General features: G+C 70.5%; 15 protein-coding genes. 6 read left to right on the top strand and 9 right to left on the bottom strand.

What is annotated here, in order from left to right; all coding sequences use genetic code 11:
- Nucleotides 1–190 precede the first annotated feature (190 nt).
- On the bottom strand, nucleotides 191–658 hold the full coding sequence (locus ABZX22_RS41855) for an Lrp/AsnC family transcriptional regulator (protein WP_354921755.1): 468 nt from the start codon (nucleotides 656–658) through the stop codon (nucleotides 191–193).
- Nucleotides 659–784: 126 nt separating this feature from the next.
- Between ABZX22_RS41855 and ABZX22_RS41850 the strand changes: the two genes are divergently transcribed.
- Nucleotides 785–1,660, top strand: coding sequence for a phenylalanine 4-monooxygenase (locus tag ABZX22_RS41850; protein ID WP_354921751.1), 876 nt, complete (start codon nucleotides 785–787; stop codon nucleotides 1,658–1,660).
- 93 nt (nucleotides 1,661–1,753) lie between these two features.
- On the opposite strand, the gene ABZX22_RS41845 is transcribed toward ABZX22_RS41850, so the two are convergent.
- The 5 genes from ABZX22_RS41845 to pstS are packed head-to-tail and all read right to left on the bottom strand — an operon-like array spanning nucleotide 1,754 to nucleotide 6,295.
- Complete coding sequence (locus ABZX22_RS41845; protein ID WP_354921748.1) at nucleotides 1,754–2,476, bottom strand: response regulator transcription factor; 723 nt, start codon at nucleotides 2,474–2,476, stop codon at nucleotides 1,754–1,756.
- Entirely contained in the window at nucleotides 2,476–3,252 is a 777-nt protein-coding gene (gene pstB / locus ABZX22_RS41840; RefSeq protein ID WP_354921745.1) for a phosphate ABC transporter ATP-binding protein PstB, read from the bottom strand. Before pstB ends, ABZX22_RS41845 begins: the two co-directional genes overlap by 1 nt.
- A 15-nt stretch (nucleotides 3,253–3,267) precedes the next feature.
- A complete protein-coding gene (gene pstA, locus ABZX22_RS41835) occupies nucleotides 3,268–4,143 on the bottom strand; it encodes a phosphate ABC transporter permease PstA (RefSeq protein ID WP_354921742.1) in 876 nt (291 codons plus the stop codon).
- A gap of 55 nt (nucleotides 4,144–4,198) precedes the next feature.
- Nucleotides 4,199–5,179, bottom strand: a complete 981-nt coding sequence (gene pstC, locus ABZX22_RS41830; RefSeq protein WP_354921739.1) for a phosphate ABC transporter permease subunit PstC — start codon at nucleotides 5,177–5,179, stop codon at nucleotides 4,199–4,201.
- A gap of 3 nt (nucleotides 5,180–5,182) precedes the next feature.
- Nucleotides 5,183–6,295 carry a phosphate ABC transporter substrate-binding protein PstS gene (gene pstS / locus ABZX22_RS41825; protein ID WP_354921736.1) on the bottom strand — a complete coding sequence of 371 codons (1,113 nt, stop codon included), beginning with the start codon at nucleotides 6,293–6,295 and terminating at the stop codon, nucleotides 5,183–5,185.
- Between the two features lie 121 nt (nucleotides 6,296–6,416).
- Between pstS and ABZX22_RS41820 the strand changes: the two genes are divergently transcribed.
- Together ABZX22_RS41820 and ABZX22_RS41815 are read left to right on the top strand one after the other, a co-directional pair.
- Nucleotides 6,417–6,881: a low molecular weight protein-tyrosine-phosphatase gene (locus ABZX22_RS41820; RefSeq protein ID WP_354921733.1), complete on the top strand. Its 465-nt coding sequence runs from the start codon at nucleotides 6,417–6,419 to the stop codon at nucleotides 6,879–6,881.
- Nucleotides 6,862–7,644: a fructosamine kinase family protein gene (locus tag ABZX22_RS41815; protein ID WP_354921730.1), complete on the top strand. Its 783-nt coding sequence runs from the start codon at nucleotides 6,862–6,864 to the stop codon at nucleotides 7,642–7,644. The genes ABZX22_RS41820 and ABZX22_RS41815 overlap by 20 nt, the downstream gene beginning before the upstream one ends.
- 68 nt (nucleotides 7,645–7,712) lie before the next feature.
- Here the strand turns inward: ABZX22_RS41815 and hisN are convergent, their stop codons facing one another.
- Nucleotides 7,713–8,498, bottom strand: a complete 786-nt coding sequence (gene hisN / locus ABZX22_RS41810) for a histidinol-phosphatase (protein ID WP_354921764.1) — start codon at nucleotides 8,496–8,498, stop codon at nucleotides 7,713–7,715.
- A gap of 84 nt (nucleotides 8,499–8,582) precedes the next feature.
- On the opposite strand from hisN, the gene ABZX22_RS41805 reads away from it, so the two are divergent.
- Complete coding sequence (locus ABZX22_RS41805; protein ID WP_354921727.1) at nucleotides 8,583–9,026, top strand: DUF4442 domain-containing protein; 444 nt, start codon at nucleotides 8,583–8,585, stop codon at nucleotides 9,024–9,026.
- 11 nt (nucleotides 9,027–9,037) lie between these two features.
- On the opposite strand, the gene rsgA is transcribed toward ABZX22_RS41805, so the two are convergent.
- A complete protein-coding gene (gene rsgA / locus ABZX22_RS41800) occupies nucleotides 9,038–10,060 on the bottom strand; it encodes a ribosome small subunit-dependent GTPase A (RefSeq protein WP_354921761.1) in 1,023 nt (340 codons plus the stop codon).
- A gap of 28 nt (nucleotides 10,061–10,088) precedes the next feature.
- Nucleotides 10,089–11,369 (bottom strand): 3-phosphoshikimate 1-carboxyvinyltransferase, encoded by a 1,281-nt coding sequence (gene aroA / locus ABZX22_RS41795; protein WP_354921724.1) that lies wholly within the window; start codon nucleotides 11,367–11,369, stop codon nucleotides 10,089–10,091.
- Between the two features lie 165 nt (nucleotides 11,370–11,534).
- On the opposite strand from aroA, the gene ABZX22_RS41790 reads away from it, so the two are divergent.
- Together ABZX22_RS41790 and ABZX22_RS41785 are read left to right on the top strand one after the other, a co-directional pair.
- Nucleotides 11,535–12,326 (top strand): SOS response-associated peptidase, encoded by a 792-nt coding sequence (locus ABZX22_RS41790; RefSeq protein WP_354921721.1) that lies wholly within the window; start codon nucleotides 11,535–11,537, stop codon nucleotides 12,324–12,326.
- Nucleotides 12,327–12,487: 161 nt separating this feature from the next.
- Nucleotides 12,488–12,820, top strand: a complete 333-nt coding sequence (locus ABZX22_RS41785) for a TraR/DksA C4-type zinc finger protein (RefSeq protein WP_354921718.1) — start codon at nucleotides 12,488–12,490, stop codon at nucleotides 12,818–12,820.
- The last annotated feature ends 2 nt before the right edge of the window (nucleotides 12,821–12,822 follow it).

Below are 12,822 nucleotides of genomic sequence, written 5' to 3'. Positions count from 1 at the left end.
GAGAGTAGGTCGCCGCCGCGCAATCTTTACGGTAAGGGCCATCCCGGTTGGGGTGGCCCTTTCTGCTTTTCCGGGCTGTTTCGAGGGCGCGCCGTACCGGTCGCTTGAGCACCGGGACGGGCCGGTGACGGGAGCGTGGCGCGCTCCAGGCGACCGTTCGGCCCCGCGGGCTGCCAGCTGACCGGCCAGGTCAGGAGGCCGGCGGTTCGCGGTCGGTGAGGAGCGGCTCGATGCGGTACGGGATCTGGGTGGACAGCGCGATGGTGGTGTCCGTGCGCTGGACGCCCGGCGAGGCGAGGACGCGCGCGATGACCTCCTGCAGATGGTCGGTGCTGCGCGCGACGACGCGGCAGAGCAGGTCGTGCTGGCCGCTGGTGCCGTACACCTCGAGAATCTGCGGGACGTCCCGCAGGGCCTGTACGGCCTCGGTGAGGCGGCCCTGGGCGATCTGCAGGGAGACGAACGCGAGGATCGGGTAGCCGGCGCCGGCGGCGGAGACCGTGGGGCCGAAGTCGAGGATCACCCCGCGCGCGATCAGCTTCTCGACGCGGGCCTGCACGGTGCCTCTGGCCACGCTGAGCAGGCGGGCCAGCTCGGTCAGGCCGACGCGCGGATGGGCACGCATGGTCACCAGGAGTCTGGCGTCGAGCTCGTCCATGGCCCCTCCGGGTGATCTGTGCGATTCGCCTAGCTTGAGGCCAGTATGGCAGGGCGATAGTGCGCGTATCGACCAGGGAAATTGGTCACTCTTGCCAAGGAAAGCCGGAATTGCTGTCATTCAGGCATGTTCGAGGAAGCGCAGTACTTCGCGCCCGTCGCCGAGCGGGGCGACGGGTCCGTGGTGGTCGAGTTGGCGGCGTCGCACCCCGGGTTCGCCGACCAGGTCTACCGGGCCAGGCGTAACGCCATCGCCGCCCTGGCCGTCAACTACCGGCGGGGCGAGCCCATCCCCGCGGCGGAGTACACCGAGCAGGAGCACGAGATCTGGGCGCTGGTCGCCGGCGAGCTGGCGATCAAGCACAGGAAGTACGCCACGGCGGAGTACCTCGACGGCGCGGCCCGGCTGGGCCTGCCCGCCGAGCGGATCCCGCAGCTGGAGGAGGTCAGCGAGCTGCTGGAGCCGCTGACCGGGTTCAGATACCTCCCCGCGGCCGGTCTGGTGCCGCTGAGGGACTTCTACGGGGTGCTGGCCGACGGCTACTTCCACTCCACGCAGTACATCCGCCACCACTCGGTGCCGTTCTACACACCGGAGCCCGACGTCATCCACGAGGTGATCGGCCACGCGAACGCGCTGGCCAACGACAGGTTCGCGGCGCTCTACCGGCTGGCGGGCGCCGCGGCGCGGCGCGTGGAGAGCGAGGAGGCGCTGGAGTTCGTCTCCAAGGTCTTCTGGTTCACCCTGGAGTTCGGCGTCATGGCCGAGAGCGGCGAGCTGCGCGCGTACGGGGCGGGCATCCTGTCCTCGTACGGCGAGGTCGAGGAGTTCAGGGGAATGGACATCCGGCCGCTGGACCTGAAGATGATGGGCCAGACCCAGTACGACATCACGAAGTACCAGGACGTGCTGTTCCGGGCCGAGTCCATGCAGCACCTGGAGGACGTGGTCGGCGCCTTCTGGGAGACCTGCGACGACGAGTCCATCGCCGCTCTGGCGTGAGCGGGAGCGAGCCGGGAGACGAGAACGAGCCGGGAGAAACGGTGGCGCCCGGGAACGCGGGCCGCGGCGCCACCCGACGGCCGGCCCTCACCGTCAGCCGACGGCCGAGGAGGGGCCCTCGACCGGCGTGATGAGCCGGTAGCCCACCCCGCGCACCGTCTGGATCAGCCGGTCGTCGTCGTCACCCAGCCGCGCCCTCAACCGCTTGACGTGCACGGCGATGGTGTTGGTCGAGGTCCCGTCGGCCGAGTTCCACACATGCTTCATGATCTGCTCGCGCGTGACCGTCCGGTCGGCGTTGCGCATCAGGTAGTGGAGCAGCTCGAACTCCCGCAACGGCAGGTGCACGGCCCTGCCGCCGACCCGCACCTGGTAGGCGTTGACGTCGAGCTCGACGCCGCCCACGGTCAGCACCTTGCGGTTCTCGACGCCGTGGGAGGCCGCCTGGATGAACGGCAGCAGCTCGAGCACCCGGTACGGCCTGGCCACGCACGCCGAGGCGCCCGCGGCCAGCGCCTGGACCGCCTGTTCGGCATGTCCCTCGCCGACGCCGAGCAGAACGGGTACCGACCGCGAGAGCCGTACGGCACGCACGAAGTCCACCGCGTCGATGGTCGGCAGTGTGGCGCCGACGAGCACGACGTCAGGCTGGAGCGCGCCCGCCTGCAGCAGCGCCTGGGCTCCGTCGGTCACCCCGGTGACCACGACGCCCTCGCGCCCCAGCGCGACCGCCAGCTCGTGGATGACATCCTGGTCGGGATCGGCCACCAGCAGGGTGGGAACTGTCGGGGCGTCCCCGTTCGCCGCGACGACCATCAGCCGAAACGCCCCGTGATGTAGTCCTCGGTGGCCTTCTGGGAGGGGTTGGTGAACATCCGGGAGGTGTCGTCCATCTCGACCACCTTGCCGGGCTGACCCTGGGCGGCGAGGTTGAAGAACGCCGTGCGGTCGCTCACCCGGGCGGCCTGCTGCATGTTGTGGGTGACGATGACGATCGTGTACTCGTCCTTGAGCTTGGTCATGAGGTCCTCGATCGCCAGCGTGGAGATCGGGTCGAGCGCGGAGCAGGGCTCGTCCATGAGCAGCACCTGGGGCTTGACCGCGATCGCGCGGGCGATGCAGAGACGCTGCTGCTGGCCGCCCGACAGGCCGGCGCCGGGCTTGTTGAGGCGGTCCTTGACCTCGTTCCAAAGGTTGGCGCCCTTGAGCGACTCCTCGACGATGCCGTCGGTCTGCGACTTGGAGACGCGGCCGTTGAGCCTGAGGCCCGCGGCCACGTTCTCGTAGATCGACATGGTGGGGAACGGGTTGGGCCGCTGGAAGACCATGCCGATGGAGCGGCGCACCGAGACGGGCTCGACGCCGGGGCCGTAGAGGTCCTCTCCGTCGAGCAGCACCTTGCCCTCGACACGCGCGCCGGGGATGACCTCGTGCATGCGGTTGAGCGTGCGGAGGAAGGTGGACTTCCCGCATCCGGACGGCCCGATGAACGCGGTGATCGAACGCGGCTCGATGGTCATCGAGACGTCCTCGATGGCCTTGTGCGATCCGTAGTACGCGTCGAGGCCCGAGACCTGGATCTGCTTGGACATGGGAGCGGATACCTCCTATCGGGCCCTGGAAGGCGAGCGCCACCAGGCGATGAGGCGCGCGACCAGGTTCAGCAGCATGACGATCAGGATGAGCGTGAGGGCTCCGGCCCACGCGCGGTCGATGGCGGTGTCGTTGGGGCGCGCCGCCTGGTCGAACACGTAGAGGGGGAGCCCCATCTGCGGCCCGTTGAACGGATCGTTGTTGATGGAGTCGGTGAAGAACACGGTCAGCAGCAGCGGCGCGGTCTCACCCGTCACGCGGGCGATGGCGAGCATGACACCGGTGACGATGCCCGTGAACGCGGTGGGCAGCACGACCTTCACGATCGTCCGCCACTTGGGGACGCCCAGGGCGTAGGAGGCTTCGCGCAGGTCGTTCGGGACCAGCTTGAGCATCTCCTCGGCCGCGCGGACCACTGTGGGCATCATCAGGATCGACAGCGCGAGCGCGCCGGCGAACCCGGAGAACGGCATGCCGAGGAAGAGGATCCAGAAGGCGAAGACGAACAGGCCGGAAACGATCGAGGGGACGCCGGTCATGACGTCCACGAAGAAGCTGATCGTACGGCTGAGCCGCCCGCCGTTGCCGTACTCGACCAGGTAGATGGCGGTGAGAACGCCGATGGGCACCGCGATGACCGAGGCCAGCAGGACCTGCTCAAGGGTGCCGATGATGGCGTGGTAGGCGCCGCCGTTCGCGTCGCGGGCGCCGATGCCGCGCATCGAGTGGGTCAGGAAGTCGAGGTCGAGACGGGCCAGGCCGTTCTTGATGACCAGCCACAGGACGGAGATCAGCGGCACGACGGCCAGCGCGAAGGCCAGATACACAAGACCCTGGACGACGCGGTCCTTGACCCGCCGTCCAGTGGAGATGTGCTGGATCGTGGTCATTCGACCTCCTCCGTCGGTCGGTTGGCCACGACGTGGCTGTGGGTGATGGGGGCGCTCATGCCGCTGCCCCCGCGTATTCCTTGCGGCGGGCGATCACCATGCGGGCGCCCATGTTGACCAGCAGCGTGATGACGAACAGCACCAGGCCCGAGGCGATGAGCGCGCCGCGGCCGACGGGGGTGGCCTCGCCGAAGCCGTTGGCGATGTTGGCCGCGATGCTGTTGGCGTGCGGGGTGAGGATCTGGAAGCTGATGTCGAAGGTGGCGGGGAAGATCAGCGCGACCGCGATGGTCTCGCCCATCGCCCGGCCGAGGCCGAGCATCGCCGCGCTGATGACGCCGGGACGGCCGAACGGCAGCACCGCCATCCTGATCATCTCCCAGCGGGTCGCGCCGAGCGCGAGTGCCGCCTCCTCGTGCATCTTGGGCGCCTGCAGGAAGACCTCGCGGGAGATCGCCGCGATGATCGGCAGGATCATGATCGCCAGGACGATGCCGCCCGCCAGCATGGTCTTGCCGCCGATGACGCCCTCGCCGGCGAACAGCGGGAACCAGCCGAGGTGCTCGTTGAGCCACTCGGACGGCGTCTTGAGGATGGGGACGAGGAAGACCAGGCCCCACAGGCCGTAGATGACACTGGGCACCGCGGCGAGCAGGTCGACGAGGTAGCCGAGGGGCCCCGCGAGCCGGCGGGGCGCGTAGTGGGAGATGAACAGCGCGACGCCCACCGCGACCGGGGTCGCGATGACCAGCGCGAGGGCCGAGCTGAGCACGGTCCCGAACGCCAGGGCAGCGATGCCGAAGACCTGGCTGCTGTTGGGCTCCCAGATGAGCTCGGTGAAGAAGTTCCCCTTGTTCGCCTGCAACGCGGGGATCGCCTCGCTGATCAGGAAGACGGCGATGGCCGCCATGATCGCCAGCAGGACGATGCCCGCACCGGTGGAGGCGTAGCGGAAGGGTCCCTCACCATGGGTGCGCCGGGAGGCGGCCCGGCGCATGGCCGGGTCGCCTCCTCGGGTGCGAACGTCGGTGGACATGGGTTAGGAGATCGCCTCGACGGCCGCGCGAACCTTGGTGAGCAGGGCCGCGGGCAGCGGGGCGTAGCCCAGGTCCTTCAGGGAGGCCTGGCCCTCGTCGCTCGCGGTGTAGCCGAGGAAGGACTTGACCAGCGGCACCTGGTCGGCGGGCAGGCCCTTCTCGCAGGTGATCTCGTAGGTCACCAGGACGATCGGGTAGGCGCCCGCGGCCTTGGTGGCGTAGTCGATGCTCAGCTTGAGGTCGTTGCCGGTGCCCTTGATCTCGGCGGCCTCGACGGTCTTGGCGGCGCTGTCGGCGGTCAGCTCGACGAACTCACCTGAGCCGTTGGCGACCTTGGCCTTCTGCAGCTGGGAGTTGTCGGCGTAGGAGAGCTCGACGTAGCCGATGGCGCCCTCGGCGCCCTTCACCGAGGCGGCGACCTGGTCGGAGCCCTTGGCGCCCTGGCCCTTGGCCTCGGCGGGCCACGCCTTGGCCGGCTCGTACGGCCACTCGGCGGTGGCCTTGAGGAACTTGGTGAAGTTGTCGCTGGTGCCGGACTCGTCCGAGCGGTGGAAAGCCTGGATGGGGGTGGACGGCAGCTTCGCGTCGGGGTTGTCGGCCTTGATGGCGGCGTCGTCCCACTTGGTGATCTGGCTGTTGAAGATGCCGGCGATCGTCTTGGGCGACAGCTGCAGGCCGTCGACACCGGGCAGGTTGTAGACCACGGCGACGGGGCCGGTCACCATCGGGAGGTTGATGGCCTTGCCGGTCTTGCAGCGGGCGTCGGCCTGGGCGGGCTCGCCCTTGTCGTCCTTCAGCGCCGAGTCGGAACCGGCGAAGGAGATCGTGCCCTGGATGAACGCCTGGACACCAGCGCCGGAGCCGCTCGGCTGGTAGTTCAGGTTGACGTTCGCGTTCTTGGCCTGGAAGTCCTTCTTCCACTGGTCGATCGCGTTGGCCTGAGCCGAGGACCCAGCCGCGTTGATCGTGCCGGAAAGGGCGTTGTCGTTGCCCGGGGCGGCGGCGGACGCGGACGCGGTGCCCGCGGGGGCACCAGTGTTGTTATCGGTGCCGCACGCAGCGAGCGAGAGCGCGCCGACGACGGCGACGGCGGCGAGCCGGCCTGCATACTTCACGGTTGGGTTTCCTCCCACTTGGTCCTTAGTCGCCTCAGACGTTAAGCAGTGAAGGTGACTCGACTCCCGAATCGGGGTGAACGTTCGGTGAACGACCCAGGTCAGCATCATGATGGGATGCATGACGTATCGCGTATCTCTGGTGTGTATGGGCAACATCTGCCGCTCCCCGATGGCCGAGGTCGTGGTCAGGCAGGCCCTTGAGGAGCACGGACTGTCCGGCAAGGTGGCGCTGGACAGCGCCGGAACGGGCGGCTGGCACGTCGGCAGCCCGATGGACGAGCGCGCCGCAGAGATGCTCGCCCAGCACGGCTACGACGGCTCTCTCCACCGTGCCAGGCAGTTCGACTTCGACCGCTATGACCTGGTCCTCGCCATGGACAAGGAGAACCTCAGAGCGCTGCGCAGGGTCGTTCCCGCCGGGACCGACCTGCGGCTGTTCCGCTCGTTCGACCCCGCGGCGCCCGAGGGCGCCGAGGTGCCCGACCCCTACTACGGCGGCCGCGACGGCTTCGAGATCGTGCTCGGCCAGGTGAAGGCGGCCGCCGAAGGGCTGGCGAAGTACCTTGTCGATCGTCTGGACTGAGGACCTGGGCTCCTCGCACGCCTGGCGGCTGCGCAAGGGGACGCTGGACGGCAGGCCGGTGTTCGGCAAGTACGGTCCCGTTTCCCCGCTGTTCACCTCCGAGGCGGCGGGGCTGCGGTGGCTGGGCCCGATCGCCGCCACCGTGGTGGCGTCGGGCGACGACGGCCTGGTCCTCGACTGGGTGGACACCGAGCCGCCCACCCGTGCCGCCGCCGAGCGTTTCGGCCGCGAGCTCGCCCGGACGCACCTGCGCGGCGCCGACGGCTTCGGCGCGCCCTGGCCGGGGTTCATCGCCGACCTGCCCATGCCCAACGAGCCGGCCGCCGACTGGCCGTCCTTCTACGCCGCCGACCGCGTGCTGCCCTTCGTACGGCAGGCGCGGCTGGCGGCCGGCGACGTGCGGCTGATCGAGCGGGCGGTCGCCAGGTTCCCCGAGATCGCGGGGCCCGCCGAGCCGCCGTCCCGGATCCACGGCGACCTGTGGGGCGGGAACGTGCTCTGGGCGGACGGCCGCGCGGTGCTCATCGACCCCGCGGCGCACGGCGGGCACAGGGAGACCGACCTGGCGATGCTGGCGCTGTTCGGCGCGCCGTACCTGGACACGATCCTCGGCGCCTACCGCGAGGAGGCGCCGCCGGCCGAGGGCTGGCGCGAACGCGTGCCGTTGCACCAGCTCCACCCGCTGCTCGTGCACGTCTGCCTCTACGGCACCGCCTACCGCGACGCGTTGATGACCGCGGTCTCCCGGGTGCTGGCCCTCTGAGCGCAGCCGGGTCGCTCGGCGGGCGAGGCGTTGTGGGGTCGGGTGGGGTCGGGTGGGGTCGGGTGGGGTCAGCGGGTGGTGAGGCGGGTGAGGACCTCGTCGTGCAGCGTGCCGTTGGTGCACACCAGCCCGCCCGCGTCCAGGCCGCGGCCGCCGTCGAGGCCGCTCCACCGGCCGCCCGCCTCCTCGACGATCACCGTCAGCGCGGCGATGTCCCACGGGGACAGCTCGGGCTCCGCCGACAGGTCCACGGACCCCTCGGCGACCATCATGTGCGACCAGAAGTCGCCGTAGGCCCGGGTACGCCAGCACGCGCGGCCCAGGTCGAGGAACGGCTCGAGGCGCCCGGCCTTCTCCCATTCCTCGATGTCGGAGTAGGAGAAGGAGGCGTCCTCCAGCTTGCCGACCGCCGAGACCCGCATGCGGGTGGCCTTGGTCAGGCTCTTGCCCGTCCACGCGCCGCCGTCGCGGGCCGCCCACCAGCGGCGGCCGAGCGCGGGCGCCGACACGAGGCCCACCACGACCTCGCCCTGGTCCATGAGCGCGATCAGGGTCGCCCACACCGGGACCCCGCGCACGTAGTTCTTGGTGCCGTCGATCGGGTCGACGATCCACGACCGGGCGCCGTGACCGGTCGTGCCGAACTCCTCGCCCACGATCGCGTCACGGGGCCTGGCCCTGCGCAGCGTGCCCCTGATCGCCTCCTCCACCGCTCGGTCGGCGTCGCTGACCGGGGTGAGGTCGGGCTTGGTCTCGACCTTGAGGTCGACCGCCTTGAACCGGCGCATGGTCAGGTCGTCGGCGGCGTCCGCCATGACATGCGCGAGGCGCAGATCGTCGCTGTAACCCGTCACGAAGAGCCACGCTATCGCGTCGGACATCGCTTCCATCAAACGGCTGCATCCCAATTGTGGGTTACTCGCCAGTAGCATGGCGGCATGTCATTCGACACCGGCGAGTTCCTGCTGCAGACCGTGCCGTTCGCCCGCACGCTGGACATCTCATTCGACAAGGTGGAGGAGGGGCTGGCCCTCTGCCGCCTGCCCGACCGCCCCGATCTGCACAACCACGTCGGCGGTCCGCACGCGGGCGCGCTGTTCACCCTCGCCGAGACGGCCTCGGGGGCGGCGACGCTGTCGGCGTTCGGCGACCAACTGTCGCGGGCGGTGCCGCTGCCCACCACCTCGACGATCCGCTATCGCAAGGTGGCGATGGGGGAGGTGGTGGCCGAGGCGCGGCTGCAGGTCTCAAGGGAAGAGGTCGTCGCCCTGCTGGACGCGGGACAGCGGCCCGAGTTCGACGTCGCGGTCGAGATCCGCAACGCGGAGGGCGTCGTCGTCGCGGAACTGACCGTCCGCTGGACCCTCCGCCCCAACCGGTAACCGTCCGCCGGTCAGTCGTCGGAGTCGGGGGCGCCTTCCCGGCTGGCGAGCAGCCGTCTGAGCGACTTCAGCCGGACCGGATCGGCGTGGCCGTCGGCGACCCACGCGTCCAGCGCGCACTCCTCGCCCCGGTGGGTGCAGCCCTTGGGACAGTGGACGGTGCCCTCGACCAGGTCGGGGAAGCCGGCCAGCACGGTCTCGACGGACACGTGGGCCAGCCCGAAGCTGCGCACCCCCGGCGTGTCGATGATCCAGCCGCCCTCGGGCAGCTCCAGCGCCACCGCCGAGGTGGAGGTGTGGCGGCCGCGCCCGGTGACCGCGTTGACGTGGGAGACCGCCCGGTTGGCGTCCGGGACCAGCGCGTTGACCAGCGTGGACTTGCCGACGCCCGAATGGCCGACGAGGACGCTGACGCGGCCGGTCAGCCGCTCGCGCAGCTCGTCGAGCTCGCCGCCCTTCTGGACGACCGTGTAGGGGACGCCGAGCGGCTCGTAGAGCGAGACCAACTCGTCGGGCGGGGCGAGGTCGCGCTTGGTCAGGCACAGCAGCGGGTCGATCTCGGCGTCGAAGGCCGCGACCAGCATCCTGTCGATCATCCTGGGCCGCGGCGGCGGGTCGGCCAGCGCGGTGACGATGACGAGCTGCTCGGCGTTGGCGACGACCGGACGCTCGATGCCGTCGGTGTCGTCCGTGTCGTCGGCGCTGCGCCGCAGCATCGAGGAGCGCGGCTCGACCCTGACCACCCTGGCGAGGGTGTCGGTCCGGCCCGAGACGTCGCCGACCAGCGCGACCCTGTCACCCACGATGATGCCCTTGCGGCCCAGCTCGCGGGCCTTCATCGCGGTGACGAGCCGGCGCTCGCGCTTCTTCCTACGGCCCTCGGTCTCGACCAGGCAGGTGTAGCGGCCCCGGTCGACGGCGATCACGAAGCCTTCGACGGCGTCCTCGTGGGCAGGACGGATCCTGGTCCGCGGCCGGGAGCCCTTGCCCGGCCTGACCCTGACGTCGTCCTCGTCGTACTCCCGCTTTCTCAGCGGTCCGCTCCTTGCCCCGAGAAGCCGGTCACGGCTGCTCACTTCCCAGCATCTGCGCCCACATCCGGGCGAACTCCGGAAGCGTCTTTCCGGTCGTCGCGATGTCCTCCACCTCGACGCCGGGGACCGCGAGGCCGACGACGGCGCCCGCGGTGGCCATGCGGTGGTCGGCGTAGCTGTGGAAGGTGCCGCCGTGAAGCGTGGCGGGGCGGACGAGGAGGCCGTCGGCCGTCTCCTCCGCGTCGCCGCCCAGCCGGTTGATCTCGGTGACGAGGGCGGCGAGCCGGTCGGTCTCGTGGCCCCGCAGGTGGGCGATGCCGCGCAGCGTGCTCGGCGAGGTGGCCAGGGCGGCGAGGGCGGCGATCGTGGGGGTGAGCTCGCCCACCTCGTGGAGGTCGGCGTCGACGCCCGCGATCTCGCCCGTGCCCGTGACCGTCAGGCCGTCCTCCGTCAGCGACACGGTGGCGCCCATCGCGGCGAGCAGCGGGCGGAGGTGGTCGCCCGGCTGGGTGGTCACGGCCGGCCAGCCGGGGATGGTGACCGTGCCGCCGGTGATGAGGGCGGCCGCCAGGAACGGCGCGGCGTTGGACAGATCGGGCTCGACGACCAGGTCGGTGGCGGTGATCGGCCCCGGCTCGACGCGCCACACGTCGGGCTCGCCGTCGTCGATCCGCACGCCCGCGGCGCGCAGCATCTGGACGGTCATCTCGATGTGCGGCATGGACGGCACGGGCGGGCCGTCGTGGCGGATCGTGACGCCCTTCTCGAACCTGGCGGCCGTCAGCAGCAGACCCGAGATCAGCTGGGAGGAGGCGGAAGCGTCGATCGTGACCTCGCCGCCGGTGATCGGGCCCCTGATCGTGAACGGCAGGGCGTCGTTGTCGACCTCGGCGCCGAGCGCGCGCAGGGCGGCGAGGATCGGGCCCATGGGCCGGGTGCGGGCGTGGGGGTCGCCGTCGAAGAAGACCTCGCCGTCGGCCAGCGCCGCCATGGGCGGCACGAAGCGCATCACCGTGCCGGCCAGGCCGACGTCGATGCGCGCGCCGCCGCGGACGGGGCCGGGCGTGACCTGCCAGTCGACGCCGGAGGCGCTCTCGTTGGACGGGGTCAGGTCGGTGCCGAGCGCGCGCATGGCCGCGGCCATCAGGTCGGCGTCGCGGCTGCGCAGCGCCTGCCGTACGGTGCCCGGGCCGTCGGCGAGCGCGGCCAGCAGCAGCGCCCTGTTGGTCACGGACTTGGAGCCGGGCAGGGGGACGGTCGCGGAGACCGGAGCGGACGCCGTCGGGGCCGGCCAGAGCGGAGCGGGCATGGTGCAAGCCTATCGGCAGCCGGCGCCTGACCCGCAGAGCGCACGACCAGGGGAGCTCGGGTCCCGGCGTCGCGTGGGGTGCGGGGCAAGATAGGGGTGCCGGGCGGCGTGGGGTGCCGGGCGACATGGTGGGCGAATCGGCCGATCGCGTGGCAGGGTGGAGGCATGTGCGGCAGATACGCCTCAGCGCGCAAGAAGCACGAGCTTCTGGAGGAGTTCCAGGTCGAGCAGGACGCCTCGCCCGACGAGGAGTTGTCGCCCGACTACAACGTGGCGCCGACCAAACGGGTCTACGCGGTGCTCAGCCGGGTGCCCAAGGACACCGAGCGCGGCGACTCGGGTGGGGAGAGCGAGGCGCGAGCCGCCAGCCGGGCGGTGCGCCAGCTGCGCGTCCTGCGGTGGGGCTTGGTGCCGGTGTGGGCCAAGGACCCCTCCATCGGCTCCCGCATGATCAACGCCAGGCTCGAGACGGTCGCGGAGAAGCCGGCCTTCAAGAAGGCGTTCGCCTCCCGCAGGTGCCTGCTGCCTGCCGACGGCTACTTCGAGTGGATGCCCGTCGAAGGCGAAAAGAAGAAGAAGAAGCAGCCCTTCTACATCCACCCCGAGGACGGCGGGGTGCTCGCGATGGCCGGGCTGTACGAGTTCTGGAAGGACCCGACCAGGGCCGCCGACGATCCGTTGAAGTGGCTGGTGACCTGCACGGTGATCACCACGCAGGCCGAGGACGACCTCGGGCACATCCACGACCGGATGCCGATGATGATCGAGCGGGAGCGCTGGGCCGAATGGCTCGACCCCAAGCTCGCCGACACCGAGCAGGCCTCCAGGCTGCTGGTGCCCGCCGACTCCGGCAGGCTGGTCGCCTATCCCGTCTCCACCGACGTCAACAACGTCCGCAACAACGGTCCGCACCTGATCGAGCCGCAACAACCGGAGGAAGAAAGCGCACTTTTCTAGCGGGTCGGTGTAAGAACCTCGCCTGATGGGCATCCGGTGAGGAAAGCGATGCTCTTCGTCAACTTCGAGTCATCGCTCCATTCACCACCCCCCGAACGCGCCGGGCGGGACCTCCGGGGAGTTCCGCTGCCGGCTGCCCCCGCCTACCCGGAGGTGCGGACGTGGACGACACGACCGCTCGCGAGCGCCTGGAAAGCATGCTCGCCGAGCTCGACAGGTCGATCGGCGTGCTGCGTGGAGACCCGGTGGCCGTGGCCGACCGCTCGGCGGCCGACGCGGGCTCCGACCTGACCGACTCCGACCGCGCCCAGGCCATGCTGTCCGTGGCGACCGCCCATCGTGGCGCGATCGTGGCCGCGCTCAAGCGGCTCGACGAGGGCACCTACGGCGACTGCGTCGACTGCGGCAGGCCGGTGCCCGAAGGAAGGCTGGAGGCCCGTCCGGAAGCCGCCAGATGCGTCCAGTGCCAGGCGAAGCGGGAGAGAAGGCGCTGACC

Origin of the sequence: Nonomuraea sp. NPDC003804 (assembly GCF_040610675.1) — a bacterium.
GTDB lineage: Bacteria > Actinomycetota > Actinomycetes > Streptosporangiales > Streptosporangiaceae > Nonomuraea.
Note: the sequence above shows the minus strand (reverse complement) of the source record. Positions and strands in the feature narration are given on the sequence as shown.